The 16,877-nt window shown below is 44.4% G+C and carries 9 protein-coding genes and 1 pseudogene; 4 read left to right on the top strand and 6 right to left on the bottom strand.

Features of this window, described 5'->3' with window-relative positions:
- Positions 1-364: 364 nt before the first annotated feature.
- Entirely contained in the window at positions 365-853 is a 489-nt protein-coding gene (locus BWI44_RS11495) for a hypothetical protein (protein WP_007662231.1), read from the bottom strand.
- Between the two features lie 416 nt (positions 854-1,269).
- Positions 1,270-2,577, bottom strand: coding sequence for a VapE domain-containing protein (locus BWI44_RS11490; protein WP_195209950.1), 1,308 nt, complete (start codon positions 2,575-2,577; stop codon positions 1,270-1,272).
- A 336-nt stretch (positions 2,578-2,913) separates the two neighbouring features.
- Between BWI44_RS11490 and BWI44_RS11485 the strand changes: the two genes are divergently transcribed.
- From BWI44_RS11485 to BWI44_RS11475, 3 genes are all read left to right on the top strand, one after another.
- Positions 2,914-3,552: an HU family DNA-binding protein gene (locus BWI44_RS11485; RefSeq protein WP_022391846.1), complete on the top strand. Its 639-nt coding sequence runs from the start codon at positions 2,914-2,916 to the stop codon at positions 3,550-3,552.
- A gap of 371 nt (positions 3,553-3,923) precedes the next feature.
- Complete coding sequence (locus tag BWI44_RS11480) at positions 3,924-7,196, top strand: SusC/RagA family TonB-linked outer membrane protein (protein ID WP_195209949.1); 3,273 nt, start codon at positions 3,924-3,926, stop codon at positions 7,194-7,196.
- 17 nt (positions 7,197-7,213) lie between these two features.
- Positions 7,214-8,764: a RagB/SusD family nutrient uptake outer membrane protein gene (locus tag BWI44_RS11475; RefSeq protein WP_138292378.1), complete on the top strand. Its 1,551-nt coding sequence runs from the start codon at positions 7,214-7,216 to the stop codon at positions 8,762-8,764.
- A gap of 161 nt (positions 8,765-8,925) precedes the next feature.
- On the opposite strand, the pseudogene BWI44_RS11470 reads toward BWI44_RS11475, so the two are convergent.
- Positions 8,926-9,844, bottom strand: a pseudogene (locus tag BWI44_RS11470) (MATE family efflux transporter).
- Positions 9,845-9,963: 119 nt separating this feature from the next.
- Between BWI44_RS11470 and BWI44_RS11465 the strand changes: the two are divergent.
- Positions 9,964-10,890: a DUF5106 domain-containing protein gene (locus BWI44_RS11465; protein WP_044534558.1), complete on the top strand. Its 927-nt coding sequence runs from the start codon at positions 9,964-9,966 to the stop codon at positions 10,888-10,890.
- A gap of 107 nt (positions 10,891-10,997) precedes the next feature.
- On the opposite strand, the gene BWI44_RS11460 is transcribed toward BWI44_RS11465, so the two are convergent.
- The 3 genes from BWI44_RS11460 to BWI44_RS11450 are packed head-to-tail and all read right to left on the bottom strand — an operon-like array spanning position 10,998 to position 16,723.
- A complete protein-coding gene (locus tag BWI44_RS11460; RefSeq protein ID WP_195209948.1) occupies positions 10,998-12,362 on the bottom strand; it encodes an efflux transporter outer membrane subunit in 1,365 nt (454 codons plus the stop codon).
- Positions 12,359-15,562 (bottom strand): efflux RND transporter permease subunit, encoded by a 3,204-nt coding sequence (locus BWI44_RS11455; protein WP_195209947.1) that lies wholly within the window; start codon positions 15,560-15,562, stop codon positions 12,359-12,361. Before BWI44_RS11455 ends, BWI44_RS11460 begins: the two co-directional genes overlap by 4 nt.
- A gap of 3 nt (positions 15,563-15,565) precedes the next feature.
- Positions 15,566-16,723 carry an efflux RND transporter periplasmic adaptor subunit gene (locus BWI44_RS11450; protein ID WP_007212126.1) on the bottom strand — a complete coding sequence of 386 codons (1,158 nt, stop codon included), beginning with the start codon at positions 16,721-16,723 and terminating at the stop codon, positions 15,566-15,568.
- Between the last annotated feature and the right edge of the window lie 154 nt (positions 16,724-16,877).

Genomic DNA, 16,877 nt, shown 5'->3' with positions numbered 1-16,877 from the left:
ATTTTTTCGCATGTTTTTTGAAACAATTTTGTAACTCGTTGATTGATAAGGATGTTGTAGAACATATTTTTGAAAGAAAGTGTGGGCGGGCACGGAAGGATATACATTATATATATACGTGCACGCGAGAAGGGAGAAAAGGTACTCAGTCATTGTTTTACCTACCATATCCCCTTAAAGGACACTCCACCCCTTCCAATTCCTCCGTTATCGGGGGAGAACAATTCCAACGATGAAGAAGAATTAAGATAGCATTGTTATAGGAGATATAAATTAAAGAGAGAACTATAAAAAAGAATACGGAGCTCATCACGGGCTCCGTATTCAAGAGATGAAAAGGATTAAAAAAAATGAAATCCACTGGTTAGGTGAGGTATTTATTCTTTTTAAAAAGAAACAGATAACGTAAAAAAGACCTAATTCCCATTTTAGCGTTTAATAGACCTTCATAATCCATGATTATTTGGCGATGTAAGGATATAACCTTGTTTGCAAGCTCTGTTATTTTAGTAAAATCATCATTTAACTCTTTCTCCCACTGAACATGCGAATAAATCTCTTCTCTCAAGTCGTCATTGATTTTTGCCAATCGGGCATTTTCCTGATAAAGCCAGTCTAAATGGCCTTTAGGAACTCGCTCAATGGTTTCATCATCAGGACAAGACTTAATGGAATTCGATTCAAGAACTTTATCAAGTTCATCAGTATCCACCATCGGATTGGGGTCATCACAAGGATCTCTTTTAAAAAAAGAAGAGTACGTCACATAATCGAGTCTAATCCATTCACGGATTTGTTCTTCAGGTATGCCGTATTTTTCGGCTGTCGATTGCATAGAAAGCCAATTAGCCATATAGTGTTTGATTATAAGTTTAAAATCAACCCTATACGGCTAATGTATATTAGAGGTACGGGGCCCTACCAATCCCAACAGTCAGGTATGTGGCGCACCCTTGACACAGGACGAGTAAGCCCGTACCAAAGACTGATACAGGCTACGCTCATCCGGGTACCAATTAAATTGCCACATTTAGACCGTTCCGGAAGAGGACATGACTATATATTAAGATATCATCATGTCAATTAGTTCAGTCACAAAGATATGTCTTTTTTTCACATTCAACAACAAAAACTATTATTTGTTTCGAATTAAACAGAAAAAAACATGCCCCAGAATGCTAAGTATCTGTCTAACTACTCCTTAAACTCACTGTTCTTTTAAATGTCTTTATTATAAACATTTTCACCCCTCCACACTCGTGAAACGCCCTATTTATCAAGGTTAGCGGGTGGAAGGGTATTTTCAGGCAAGGCAACTACCGAATAGTAATTCCCGTAACGACTCCGCGAGCGGGGAAACCCTAAAGGAGCTAACTGTTGAGCAAACGCATTCGGATTAACTCCACGCATAGCTGCCGGATTCTGCTTTTTCAGAACTTTGAAAATATCAGCAGCAGAAAGGCGTTGTACCATTTCATCCTTATCTTCAGTCATGGCAGGGCGAAAACAAGCATAAAGAATTTCCTCCATCATACTGCGCCGCTGAAATTTCTTATTATATTCCTTCAACTCAGACTCTTCTTCCGCTGTAAACCAATACCGGACTCCTTCCAGAAGTTCATGTTTCAACTGGGCATAGATTTGTTTATGCTCGATATGCGAGCAATCTATCTTCCCTTTCACTTCCACACAAAGAAAACGGCGGCTCCCTGTAGGGTCGGAAAGCAAATCAAAACGATTGCTCGTACCGATAAAAGAAGCAATACGTGGCAAGTTGCGATAGTTCCTTTGATAGGCTTTGCAAAGATTCAGGTTCGCCATCTGCATCAGATTCTTCAATAAGGGCATTTTAGAAGCAGGATATTTATCAAACTCATCAAGATTCAGCAATCCCATTTCCGACATTTTACGGGTAACATTTCCCTTTGAAGTCAGTTCCACTTCATCTGAATAGTAACGAGCCAGAGTTTCAGGCATCAGACTTTTACAAAAGGTAGACTTTAAACACCCTTGCTCCGCACTGATAAGAATAGGCGCCACGCTGTTGGCATGCTTTCCCGTCATTCCCAGCCATTGTGCAGTGAGGGCCAATATCCAGATATGGAAATCCTTCATCCACAACGGATTGGAAGATACACGGCGGGCAAGCGCTTCAAGACGATCCACTCCATCCCAGGCAGGAAGTTCATCCATATAAAGAAGGAAAGGATGATAAGCAGGAACACAAGTGGAATAAAGATAACGGCTGATATCCTTGTCCCAACATGCAATTCCCCGTGCATGGGCCTCAAGGCAAAAAGTATTCAGTTCCCGCTTTCCAACAGATGAGAACCCCTCTCCCACTTTACCCGCCGGACGGAATTCGGTTTCTTCCGTCAACAGATTATAACGGAAATCATAAGCGGATTGCAGGAAGCGGTTTACTCGATCCGTCAGACTGACCGGCGAGGACTTCACAAGCTCCGCAGCAGGGTTAGCTGCTAAAGGAGTCGTTTCCGGCTGATTTTCTACTACTTGCTTCATTTCTCCCCAGCCTTCCCAAAGAGAAGCAATGAATTGCATAAATTTTGTCTTCATAATTTAATTGTTAGTTTAGTGATTGCTGCCACGAAGTTAGCATCACAGATATACCTTTTGCAAGTATTTTGAGTGGTTTGTTACAAATTAATGCCGCTAACTAAATACATATAGTTTGTTGACATTATACATATAGTATTGTCATGTTTTAGATAAAGCATCTGATAGTGTTGACAGCCGTCAACCATCTTGTTTTCTATCGTCAACATATTTACCGACATCTGTCAAGAGATCTGCCAACAACTATCAACACTACCAGATGCTTTATCTAAAATTTGCTCTTCCTATATATAAATGGTACATTTGCACCATTATCTACCTATAAAACGACAAACAATGGCTATACTTTTTGAATGGTATGAGAATCCGGTACCTAACGATCAAACGGACCCAAAAACAATCCATGCACGCATCACCCTCAATGGAAAAGTAGGAACAGACGAAATCCGCCACAAAATACAGGCACGCAGTTCGCTGACAGAGACGGATGTGTCGGCAGTGCTCGATGCACTATCGCATATAATGGGAGAAGAATTGGCGGAAGGACGACAAGTACATCTGGACGGCATCGGATACTTCCATCCTACACTGAAATGCGAGGAAGGAATCACAATGGAAACGAAACGAAAAAATGAGAAAGTGAAACTGAAGGGCATCAAGTTTCGCGCCGACCAAGCGTTGAAGAACGAGATAGGCAATGTTAAACTGAAGAATTTCAAGCATAGCGGGCACTCCAGCAAGCTATCGGACGTGGAGATAGACATGCGACTGAAGGAATACTTTGCCGAACATCAACTGATGACACGCCTGGACTTCCAGCATATATGTGGTTTCATGAAATCAAAGGCAATGGAACACCTGAGACGACTGAAAGCAGAAGGAAAAATAGAAAACATCGGACGACAAATGCAACCGATATATGTACCCGTGGCAGGATACTACGGAGTAAGCAAAGACAAAATAGTAACAAGATAAAAGTAAAATAAGGAGCAAAAGCCCCCTTCCACACGCAAACCCCGATGAATAAGGGAATACAGCCGTGTGGAAGGGGGCTTTACTTTTCTCTATTTACATTCAAACAAGCCCACAAAATTCAACAAATAAATGACAGCTAAGTTCTTGCAGTACTTAGTGTTATGATTAGCGCAAAGATATAAATAAATATTAAAAAACAAACAAATCAAACGTTAAAATGCAAATGTTTATTTACTTCTGATATACGATTTATTTATTTATATTAGGTGATAATACAACTCATACCCTTCGAAGCTCTCTAATGATGTTATTCATGTTTAAGTACTGCAAGAACTCGAGAAATAAAAATACTAATTTTAAAAAGAGAGCTTATGAAAAGGAAACTACTATTTATCATGCTGGCCTATCTGTTTTTATGGACAAGTGCAACATTGGCCCAAGTCTCCAAAGTAACCGGAGTCGTGATTTCAGAAGAAGGCAATGAACCAGTGGTTGGTGCATCTATTCTGGTGAAAGGATTCTCGCAAGGAGTGATTACCAACGTAAACGGAGAGTTTACACTCACCAATGTCCCCAATGATGCCAGAACCTTAATTATCTCGTTTGTTGGCATGAAAACGCAGGAAGTTGCAATCAAGCCTCAACTCAGAATCATCATGTCAAACGATTCTCAGATGTTGGATGAAGTGATTGTAACAGTAGCTTACGGTACAGCAAAAAAATCATCGCTGACAGGAGCCATTTCATCCGTCAATCAGGATCAGATTGAAATGCGACCAACCTCCAGCGTAACTTCAGCATTGGAAGGAACGACATCGGGCGTACAGATTAATAGTACTTACGGTGCACCGGGCAGTGATCCGTCGATCCGCATTCGCGGTATCGGAACTGTAAACGGTTCGAGCACTCCGCTTTATGTGGTAGACGGTGTTCCTTTCGGAGGAAATATTTCGGATATAAACCCGGCCGATATAGAGAGCATTTCAGTTCTGAAAGATGCAGCTTCAGCCGCACTATACGGTAACCGCGCATCAAACGGTGTGATTCTGATCAGCACAAGAAAAGGGACTTCCAACAAAATCAGTTTCGACCTAAAAATCAACCAAGGAGTCTATTCACGCGGTATCAAAGAGTATAAACGTACCTCGCCTAACCAATTTATGGAAGCAAGTTGGCAAAACCTGAAGAATGCACGTATGTCTGCAGGTGATGATGCAGCCACCGCGGCCAAGTATGCGTCGGAAAATCTGATTTCGGAACAACTATATCTTAATATATATAATAAGGCGGACAATGCTTTGTTCGACGCGAATGGTAATCTGGTTTCGGATGCACAAATCCTTCCGGGATATGCCGATGACCTTGACTGGTATTCGGATGCCATCCGCAACGGATACCGGCAGGAATATTCCTTTAGCGGAAATACCGCCAACGAAAAGAGTAACTATTACTTTTCCATCGGCTATCTGGATGAGAAAGGTTATGTGACAAACTCGGATTTCAATCGTATCTCAGCCCGTACCTCCATGAGCTTCACCCCTAAAAAATGGTTCAAGGCAGGCATTAACCTATCCGGCACGCACCAAAATTCTCATGCAACCAATGGGGACAGTGACGCTGGATATACCAATGCATTTATGTATTGTCGACAGATAGCCCCCATCTATCCCGTGCATCTGCATAATGCCGATGGTTCTTATCGCCTGGATGCCCTGAACAACAAACAGTACGATCCGGGATACTATAAAGATGACGAGGGAGTAACGATCTCTACCCGTAACCAATATGTAGACCGTCATGTAATCTGGGAAAACGAATTGAGTACGGACAAAACCATACGCAACACACTGCAAGCTATCGCTTTTGCAGATGTCAAGTTCCTGAACGACTTCACATTCACAGTGAAAGGCGACCTCAACGTGCGAAACTCCGAGCAGACCTCTTACGACAATGCCACTATCGGTGACGGTAAAGGAAACAACGGACGTACCAAGCGAGTGACTTACCGCTATAAGAATTATACCTTCCAGCAGCAACTGAACTGGAATCATGTATATGGCAAACACTACATAGATGTACTGGCAGCACACGAAAACTACTCCAACAATTATGATTATGAGTATGCATTCAAGACGACCGAGACATTTGCCGGAAAGCCGAATCTATCGAACTTCACAGATATTACCAGCCTGACCGGCTACGAGACAGACTATCGTACAGAAAGCTACCTGGGACGTATCCGCTACAACTACGCCGAGAAATACAATCTGGAAGTTTCGTTCCGCCGTGACGGTTCATCCCGCTTCTCCAAACAGAACCGCTGGGGTAACTTCGGTAGCATCGGTGCAAACTGGATTATATCGGAAGAGGACTTCATGCAATCTCTCACCTGGATAAACTCTTTGAAGTTCCGCGCCAATTACGGACAAGTGGGAAATGATGCCGGAACCGGATATTATGGCTACATGGGACTTTATGCCGGTAGCCAGAATGCAAACATCGGGGCATATTATTTATCTCAGAACGAAGCTCTCGATCTGAAGTGGGAGACCGGAGAGGCTTATGGTATAGCACTTGAAGGCCGTTTGTTCAACCGCTGGAACATCAGTCTTGAGTATTTTGACAAACGGAACAAGGATCTTTTGTTCGATGTTTATCTGCCGTTGTCAGCAGGAGCCACTTCCACCACATCCGCACAGGCCACCATTGCAAAGAATCTGGGAACCATCTCCAACAAAGGTTTCGAAATCAATACGGACATCGATATCTACAAAGATAAGAAATGGAAAGTGAACTTTGCAACGAATGCCACATTCGTCAAGAACAAGATTGTGAAGCTGCCTGAACAAAATAAGGATGGGATCATATCGGGAAACTACAAGATAGTAGAAGGTAAAAGCCGTTATGAGTTCTTCCTGCCGACTTATGTTGGTATCGATCAACTCACCGGTAACTCCCTGTACACACTCAATCTGGAAGACTATTTCATCACACTGCCCGATGGCAGCAAATTGGGAAATGCAGAAGGTACTGACATCAGCGACAATGAAAGCCTGACTTCCATCAACGGCACTTATTATACCAACAACACGACTTACGCCCTGAAAGAATTCCACGGTTCGGCACTACCCAAAGTCTACGGCAGCTTTACCGGTACGGTATCTTACAAATCACTTACTTTCTCCGCCTTGTTCACCTACTCGTTGGGAGGTCAAACCTATGATGGGGTATACCGTTCGTTAATGACTACAGGCACTTCACCCGGCAACTTCCACTCCGACATTATGAATGCCTGGAAAGCGGCTCCCGAGGGAATGTCAGAAAACTCGGCAGACCGCATCTGGATAGATGGTATTCCTCAGATAAACAGCACGATGAGTGCGAACAATAATTCCGCTTCTTCCAGATGGCTTGTCAGTTCGGACTATTTAGTAGTTAAAAACCTCACACTGAGCTACCGGCTACCGGCTTCCTTTGTGAAACGACTGGACCTGCAGGGAATAAGCGTGAGCGCAAACTGCGAGAACTTATGGACATTCACAGCCCGCCAGGGCATGAATCCCCAGCAATCATTCGGCGGTTCGCAATACAACTATCTGGTAACTCCGAGAGTATTCTCCGTTGGTATCAACATTAAACTATAATAATAAAACGCTCACTTATGAAAAAGATATTATACACATTAGGACTCACAGTTCTGTTGGCCTCGTGCGGCAGCAACTATCTGGATACTGTACCCCAATCATCTACGGGTACGGCCACTATCTTTGAAACCACTCAGAATGCCAAACTCGCAATAAATGGTATTTGTAGGTTAATGGTCAACCAATATCTCAGTTCACAAGGATTCAATGGCGAAGGAACTATCAAGACGTGGTATGGCAACTATCCGGGAAACGATTTTCAGAAATCAAACCTGACCGGATGGTCTTCCATCATCAATTCGCTTTATCACGAAAGAAATACTTCAAGTTATTGTTATTACCCCTGGTTCTACTATTATAAGCTGATAGGTAATGCCAATGCCATCATTGAAAACATAGACAATGCCAGCGGTAGCAATGAAGAAAAGCAGTTTATAAAAGCTCAGGCACTGACATTCAGAGCATACAGCTATATGATGCTGAGCCAACTCTATTGTCATCGCTGGTGCGACAGTAATAATGGTTCCAGCCGCGGACTTCCCCTGCGCATAGACCTGAGTACGGGTGAGCTGCCAACTTCTACACTGGCAGAAGTTTACGGCCGGATTTATGAAGATTTGAATGAGGCTATCTCCAATTTCACAGCATCGGAACTGGACCGCGCGAGCGGGGACAATTACAGTCCGAACCTGGATGTGGCTTATGCCACCTATGCCCGTGCGGCCCTGACTCGTGAAGACTGGGCAACCGCTGCACGCTATGCAGTATTGGCACGTGCCAATTATCCGTTGATGACAAACTCCGAATATGTGGATGGCGGTTTTAATACCCCTAACCAAGAATGGATATGGAGCAGTTACAATGCTACGGACCAGAATTTACACTATTATTCATTCTTTGCCTATCAGGGCAGCAACTCCAGCGCCAGCATTTGCAGAACTTACGCATGTTCCATCAGCAAAGAACTGTACGATCAGATTCCTGAAACCGATGTACGTAAGAACATGTTTCTGGGGCCCAAAGAAGGTGAAACATATACCACATCTACCGGACGGGCTTCGAAAGGTGCCCTGTATGATCGGGCTATGAAAGATTATGTCGACAAAATTTATAGCACCAGTTATATCTTTGCCTATATGCAGTTCAAAATATTATGTGCCGACCAACCGGGTATAGGGCAATTGAATAATTTCCGTTCGGCAGAGATGTATCTGATTGAAGCCGAAGCCAACTGCCACATAGGCGGCAAGGATGCAGAAACACAAAAATTACTGGTTGCCCTGAATAAGGATTCAGGCCGCAACCCCGCCTATATCTGTACGAAAACAGGAGATAACCTGCTACAAGAAGTGAAACTGTATCGCAGGATAGAGCTCTGGGGCGAAGGTTTCGACTGGTTCGACTACAAACGCTGGAAAGAGCCGATCGTGCGCAAGGCATATCCGGAAGGCAGTTTCCATGTACAGTTTGCTATAACCATCCAACCTTCGGACAACAATCAGTGGACTTGGGTATTCCCGGCCAAAGAAGTCGATTATAATGATGCACTTTCTTCATATATAGAATAAGCATAAACTCTCTCTGACAGTAAGCGGAAGGGAATGTGTCAAAACTGAATAAAAGAACGCAAATTACACAAATAACGCAAATTAAAAATCAGATAAGCTCTGATTATCAAAAGTATAAGAAAACATTATTTGTATAATTCGTGTAATTTGTGTTCTAATCTTTATTTTGATACACTCCTCTTCCCTATTTCTATCATTTTCGTTACCTCACGAAAATGATCATCAACATTACTTGTTCCTTTCTTGCTATTTTTATCTTTCAAATTCAAAAATACGATAACCACTGTTGTAGTAATATCTCCCGCCGCCACCGCAAGCCAGATTCCCGTCACGCCGAACCATACAGGCAGTATAAAGAAGAACAAGACCGGCAAGATACCACGCAGCAGTGTAAGCCTCATCGCCAGATTAATACGTTCAATACTGGTATAGTATCCTATTGTGATTACATTGATCCCGAAGAAAATGTAATCGACAGCAAACAGAGGCAGACCGGCAACCGCATACTGCCAGGCATGGCTCGTCCGATCCGGCAAGAATAAGGAAACGATATCGCCGGAGAAACAGACAAACACTCCGCTAATCAGCAAAGCGAACACAACAGCAGAAATGATGCATAAACGCAACGCCTTATTGGACCGCAATAACTGTCCGCAACCATAATTGTAGCTGACAATGGGTTGTGCCGACTGAACCATAGCATTGAACACAATGAAAATAATAGGAAACAGATAGCAAACAAAACAGTATTCCCATAATGATACTGACAATCGTCAGCATAACGATTGACTGCGTAACATTGATATTGGCGACCACCAATTTGCCACGAGACAGATTAATGGAAGCAAGAATTCCTCCGCCCATACCGAACATCAGTCCCAACCCGGCCGCTATCATAAAAATAGGCGCCGCAATATTCACCGCGGCAATAGCATCACTACCTATTCCGCGTCCTACGAATATCCCGTCGACAACAGTGAACAATGCGGATGATACCATACCCAGCAACGTGGGGAAAAGTTGTTTTGTAAACAACTTACTCACACTCATGTTTTTGAAATCCAAATTATCCCTTTGCATATCTCATTGTTTTTAAAAAAGCGGTGCAAAGGTAGGTTTCATTAATTTGTTGATACTTAACAAATGGTAATTAAAACATTTGCATTATCTTTGTCTTTCAATATATAAGTAGCTGAATTATGAAAACTTATCTCAACATTTTCTTCCTGTTCCTGATTCTGTGTGCCTCATGCGGCAGCCGGAAAGCAAATGACAACAAGGGAACAACACTTCAGGCAGACACCGTGAAAAAATTCACGCTTCCCATTATACCAGCCATGCTGAATACCCCCGAATTGCGTGCAGATTATCTGGTACGGCACTACTGGGACAATATGGATTTTACCGATACCACTTATATTAATCTGCCGGATGTTACGGAACAAGCATGGGTGGACTTTATAGATATTATGAAGGTAGTTCCGGACACTACTGCGATAGCTGCCATAAAGCAGATGTATAAGATGGCAGATCAAAAGAAAGTAGTATTCTTCTATTATACAGACTTAGCTGAAAAGTATTTGTATGACCCGAACTCTCCGATGCGGAATGAGGAACTTTACATTCCGGTGCTGGATGCCATGCTGGAAAGCAAGGTGTTGAATGATACGGAGAAAATACTTCCGCAAGGACGCAGGGAACTGGCAGAACAGAATCGCATCGGAAGGCCGGCAAAAGATTTCACCTATACATTGCTGTCCGGGAAAGGCGGTACGCTCTACGGAGTGAAAGCAAAATATACGCTGCTGTTTATCAACAATCCGGGATGCCATGCTTGTGAAGAAGGTATAGAAGCCTTGAAACAGGCACCCGCCATCAATAATGAGTTTGCCGCAGGAAACTTAAAGATACTGGCTGTTTATCCGGATGAAGATAAGGAAGAATGGGAAAGACACTTACCGGATTTCCCAAAAGAATGGATAAACGGGTATGATAAAAAACTCGTCATAAAGGAAAAGAATCTGTATGATCTGAAAGCAATACCTACCCTGTATCTGCTGGATAAAGACAAGAAAGTATTGTTGAAAGATGCAACGGTGGCGCAGATCGACCAGTACCTGCAATAAGTGATTAGTGGTGAGTGATCACTAAAAATATCCCCTCTCACCACTCCACATCGTGAAGGATAAAAGGGGATGAAGAAACGAGAGAAGAGAGAGTATTGATTTATTCTTTATTCCCTGCCACCACCTAAAGCCTGGTAGAGATTGATAATTCCCTGTATCTCATCGAAGCGGTCGGCTATCTGCGTCAGTTGGGCAGAGAGCAACGATTGCTGGGCGGTAAGTACTTCCAAATAGGTGGAGTTACCATGTTTCATTAACAGTTGCGTGCTGCGGACTGCGGTTTCCAATGAAGTAATCTGTCCGTCGCGCAACTCCGTTTTGCCACGAGCCACCTGCACTTGGGTAAGGGCATTGTTCACTTCACTTCCTGCATTCAGCAGAGCCTGCTGGAAAGAAAGCTTAGCTTCTTCCTGTTGGGCTTTGGCTATTTTCAACTGTGCCATGTTCAATCCTTTATTAAATAAAGGTTGTGTCAGTGAACCGACTGCGGAGAGTAACAGTTTGCCCGGATTGATAATCATGCTTCCGGCAGAGTTTGTCCAACCTGCCGTACCTCCCAAAGTAATGGAAGGATAAAAGGCCGAACGAGCCGCATTGGTACTATAAAAGGCCTGTGCCAACGAAAGTTCCGCACTCTTCACGTCGGGACGACGGGAGAGCAACTGCAAAGGAACGCCAACGGTAAGTTCTTCCGGGAAGCTTTGTCCCTGTAACTTTCCACGTTCGATAGCGTCAGGCACATCACCCAGTAAAATAGAAAGCGAATTCTCGATTTCACGGATTTGCTGTTTAAGGTCGAGCAAAGAAGCTTCTACCATATAACAGTTTGCTTCGGTCTGGGCTACTCCCGCCTCATCCGTCATACCTGCTGCTTTCATGGCACGCATTGTCTTCACGCTCTCACGCCATTTGGCGGCAGTTTCGGCAGAGACGTTGTATTGTGCATCGAGCATTAATAAGGTATAATACATATTTGCCACATTGGCTATCAACGAAGTGGTGACAGCTTGTTCGTACTCCAGGCTCTGAAGGTACAAAGCTTTCGCACGGCGTTTCGCATTGGTCAGTTTACCGAAAACATCAATTTCCCAACTGGCGGATGCTATACCGCTATATGTCCAGGAACCTTTTGATTTATCAAAGCTACTGACACCTCCCTGCGGAGTCAACATAAAAGAAGGCAGATAGGCCAGACGGGCGGATGACAGAGTGGCTTCCGCTTCTTTGATGCGCCACTGAGCGGACTGCAAGTCGGTGTTGCCTTGCAGTGCATGCTCAATGAGAGATTGTAGTTGCGGGTCGGTAAACAACTCGCGCCAGGAGAGAGAGGCGATAGAGGTGGTGTCTTCCACCTCTACATCCTGCCCGTAAAGTCCGTCGGTCTTGATTTCGGGACGTTCATATTTGGTATAGATGCCGCAACTACTCAACAGCAAGGCTGCGACAGCTAAAGTGATGATTTGTTTCTTCATTTTTCTTTTGATTGATATTCTTCTATTTCTTTCTTACTCACTTCCATCTCCTCCTCAATCTGCCAGTCTTTGGTAGGCATGGACTGAGCCGGACGAAGACGTTCCTGTAACCACTGGAAGGTGACGAACAAAGCCGGAACGATGAAAAGCAATGCCAATGTACCGATGGTCATACCACCTACTACACCCGTACCCAACGAACGGTTACCGTTAGCACCTACTCCGGTAGCTACCACCAGCGGGAACAGACCGAAGATCATGGTGAGTGCAGTCATCAGGATAGGACGAAGACGTGCTTTGGCTGCGCTGACTGCGGAAGCAATCAATCCCATGCCTGCTTTTCGGCGCTCGGCAGCATATTCCGTCAACAGAATGGCTGTCTTGGCAAGCAAACCGATCAACATAATCAAACCTGTTTGCAGATAAATGTTATTCTCCAATCCTGCTATCTTGGCAAACAAGAACGTACCCATCAGACCTACCGGAACCGCAAGAATAACTGCAAACGGAACGATGAAGCTTTCATAAAGCGCACTCAGGATAAGATAGATCATCAAAATACAGATACCGAAGATAATTACCGTCGTACCACTCTGCTGGTTCTCTTCACGTGTGATACCACCGAAGTCATAACCGTAACCTTTCGGCAAGCTGATTTCTGCTGTCTCTTTCACGGCACGAATGGCATCACCCGTACTATATCCCTCGGCAGGCATGGCATTCACAGCTATGGAATTATACATATTGAAGCGACTCAGAGTCTCGGCACCATAACTACGGGTCAGTGTAACGAACTGGCTCAGCGGAGCCATCTCACCGTTTGCCATCCGCACAAAGGTGTTGTGCAACGAAGTCTCATCCATGCGGTATTCAGGACCAGACTGTATCATAACCCTATATACCTTTGAGAAACGGTTGAAGTTAGATACATACTGTCCGCCATAGTAACCCGAAAGTGTGGAAAGCACTGCATCCGGAGTAATGCCGGCACGTTTACATTTAGCAGCATCTACCTCGACAGTCCATTGCGGATAGCGCACATCGAAAGTAGAATAAGCCATGGAGATTTCGGGACGCTGGTTCAAAGCACCCAGGTATTGTTGGGTAGTCTGGAAGAAGGTGTTCACATCCGTGCCCAACTTATCCTGTACATTCAGGTCGAGCGCATTACCCATACCATAACCCGGAATCATACCCGGAGCAATTGCAAAGATCGTGGCATCCTTGATATCTGCCGTGCGGGCATAAATCTGTCCGATGACAGCCTGCACCTGATCTTCTTTCTTCGTACGTTCATCCCAGGGTTTCAGCTTCACAACAATCATACCGAATGTATTTCCCTGTCCGGAAAGCAATCCGTAACCGGTTACTTTCTGGATATGTAACTTTTGCGGAAGAGCTTCCAAGCGTTCTTCTATACGAAGCATAACATCATCCGTAGTCTTCAATGAACTACCCGGAGCCGTACTTACGTTGACGAACAATACACCCTGGTCTTCATCAGGTACCAGACTGGTCTTCGTAGAATTCATCAGGAGTACTAACAATACAACGGAACAAACCAGCAACGACCATGACAACCAGCGACGCTTGATAAAGAATAGTACCGCATTCTTATATTTACTTACCACCACATCGAAAGCAGCATTGAACGAATTACGGAAACGGGCGGCGAAATTATTCTTCTGCGTACCATCTTCATTAATATAAGGTCTCAGCAACAGAGCGCAAAGGGCCGGACTCAGTGTCAAAGCGTTAATAGCTGAGATACCTACGGCAACCGCCATTGTCAAACCGAACTGCGTATAGAACGTACCGGACGTACCACTCATAAACGATACAGGGATGAACACCGCCATAAATACCAGTGAAGAGGTGATAACCGCATTACTGATACCTTTCATAGCGTCGATACTTGCCATATAAGAAGACTTATACCCGACATCGAACCTCGACTGTACCGCCTCGACGACGACTATGGCGTCGTCCACCACTGTACCGATCACAAGTACCAATGCAAACAGGGTAATCAGATTGATACTGAATCCGGCAACGGACATAAAAGCGAATGTACCTATCAGTGACACGATGATACCCACCAACGGAATCAATGTGGAACGGATATCCTGCAAGAATACATATACCACCAGGATAACAAGAAGGATAGCCTCGATCAAAGTCTTTACTACCTCATGGATAGAAGCGAACAGGAAGTCATTGGAACTCATCATCTGTGTCAGCTCCACACCTTTCGGCAGGTCTTTGCGTACTTCGTCCAGCAGATTGTCGATGTTCTGGTTTACTTCCGTAGCATTGGAGCCGGCCGTCTGGAACACCATACAGGAAACACCATTGTGACCGTCCATACCGCCTTTGTAGGCGTAGCTGTCCTTACCCAGTTCCACATCTGCAATGTCTTTCAACTTCAGCACTTCACCGTCTTCCGTAGAACGGATTACGATTTCACCAAATTCCTCCGGTGTAATCAGACGACCTTTATACTTCATAGTATATTGATAAGTTTCGTCCGAATTTTCACCGAACGAACCGGCAGCCGACTCAATATTCTGCTCGGCAAGTGCTGCCGTCACGTCAGACGGAATCAGTTTGTACTGTGCCATCACATCAGGCTTCATCCAGACACGCATACTGTAGTCACCACCCATAATCATCATATCGCCCACACCTGCAATACGCAGCAACTGCGGTTTCAGATTGATACTCATATAGTTGGCAAGGAAGTTTTCATCATACGAATTATCAGGACTATGCAATGAAAACATCTGTAAGATACTGGTCTGGCGCTTCATAGTGGTCACACCTACCTGAGTTACTTCTCCCGGAAGCTGTCCGGTAGCTCTGGAAACGCGATTCTGCACATTAACGGCAGCCATATCCGGGTCGGTTCCTTGTTTGAAATAGACGGTAATGGATACCGAACCGGCATTGGTAGCGGTAGACGTCATATAAGTCATGTCTTCCACACCGTTGATAGCTTCTTCCAACGGAGCGATAACACTCTTCTGCAAAGTTTCCGCACTGGCACCGTAGTACGTGGTGCTTACCATAACGGTAGGCGGAGCAATATCGGGATATTGTTCGACAGGCAGGGTAAACAACCCGATGATACCCAGAATGACAATCGTTATAGAAATGACCGCCGAAAATACCGGGCGTTCAATAAATGTTCTCAGATTCATGGATTAATCCTCCTTTGTTTGTTGATTAGCGGTTTCTTGTGTTGCAGAGGATGCTGACTTAGCTTGAATAGGTGTACCTTCGCGCAATAATCCTACACCTTCGGCCACAATTACATCACCCACATTCAAACCCTTGTCTACGATATACTCTTTTCCACCATTCACACGGGTCACCTCCACCGGAGCAGACTGTGCTTTACCATCTACTACTTTAAATACGAACACTTTATCCTGCACTTCATAAGTAGCCGCTTGCGGAACAACGATACAGTTCCGTTTTTGAACAGGAACCACTACATTGCCGGCTCCCCCACTCTGTAACAATCCTTCTTTATTCGGGAATACGGCACGCAGACTGACAGTTCCGGTAGAAGTATCGATCACCCCACTGATTGTTTCAATCTTACCTTGCGAAGGATAGGTGGATTTATCATTCAAAATCAGTTCAATAGCAGGCATTTCCTCCAATGCTTTACTCCTGGAACCGTAGCGGCGCGTCATATCCAGCAACTGGTTTTCTGTCATCGAGAAGTAAACGTACATATCGGAATTATCAGAAACCGTAGTCAACGGTTTAGGCAGGCTGGCACTAACCAAAGCGCCCACACGATAGGGCAGAGTGCCTACAACACCGTCGGCAGGACTTTTCACTTCCGTATAAGAAAGGTTATTGGCGGCACTTACACGTTGCGCTTCCGTCTGCGCCAATTGCGCTTTCGCCGTCAGCAGGTTATTATAAGATGTCTGCAAGTCGAACTCGGAAATCACGTTCTGGGCAAACAATTCTTTTTTACTGTCATACGTCAGTTGAGCCGTAGCTACACTTGCACGCGCCGCTTCCACATTGGCTTCCGCAGTCTGCAAAGCCGCACGGTAAGGTACTTGGTCAATAATAAACAAGACTTGTCCTTTGCGGACTGCCTGACCTTCTTCCACACAGAGTTTAGTCAGGAAACCTGATACCTGCGGGTAAATGTCAATGTCTTGTCTTCCCCGGATACTCGCTGAATAGGTCGTTTGCAATTCCTTGTCGGATGTCGTGATTCTCATCACCTCATACTCAGAACTGGTCTGCACGGTAGGAGCCTGTCCGCATGCTACCAATGTTACTCCACAAATGAATGTCATCATCTGTCTAATCAATCTCTTCTTTGTTGTCATACTACAATCTTTTTAAAAACATCTTTTGTTATGTCGGCGGCAAAGGTATGCCGTTTTTGAACAACAACTTGTTTCATTTGTCGCACTCCTTTGTTCATTTTCGGAACGCTTTGCTTAACATTCCAAAAAGAACTTCTACCTTTGTCCCAGCAAA

This window comes from Bacteroides sp. Phil13 (assembly GCF_001940965.1).
Lineage (GTDB): Bacteria > Bacteroidota > Bacteroidia > Bacteroidales > Bacteroidaceae > Bacteroides > Bacteroides intestinalis.
The sequence above is the reverse complement of the archived record's forward strand: the minus strand, read 5'-3'. Positions and strand labels throughout refer to the sequence as shown.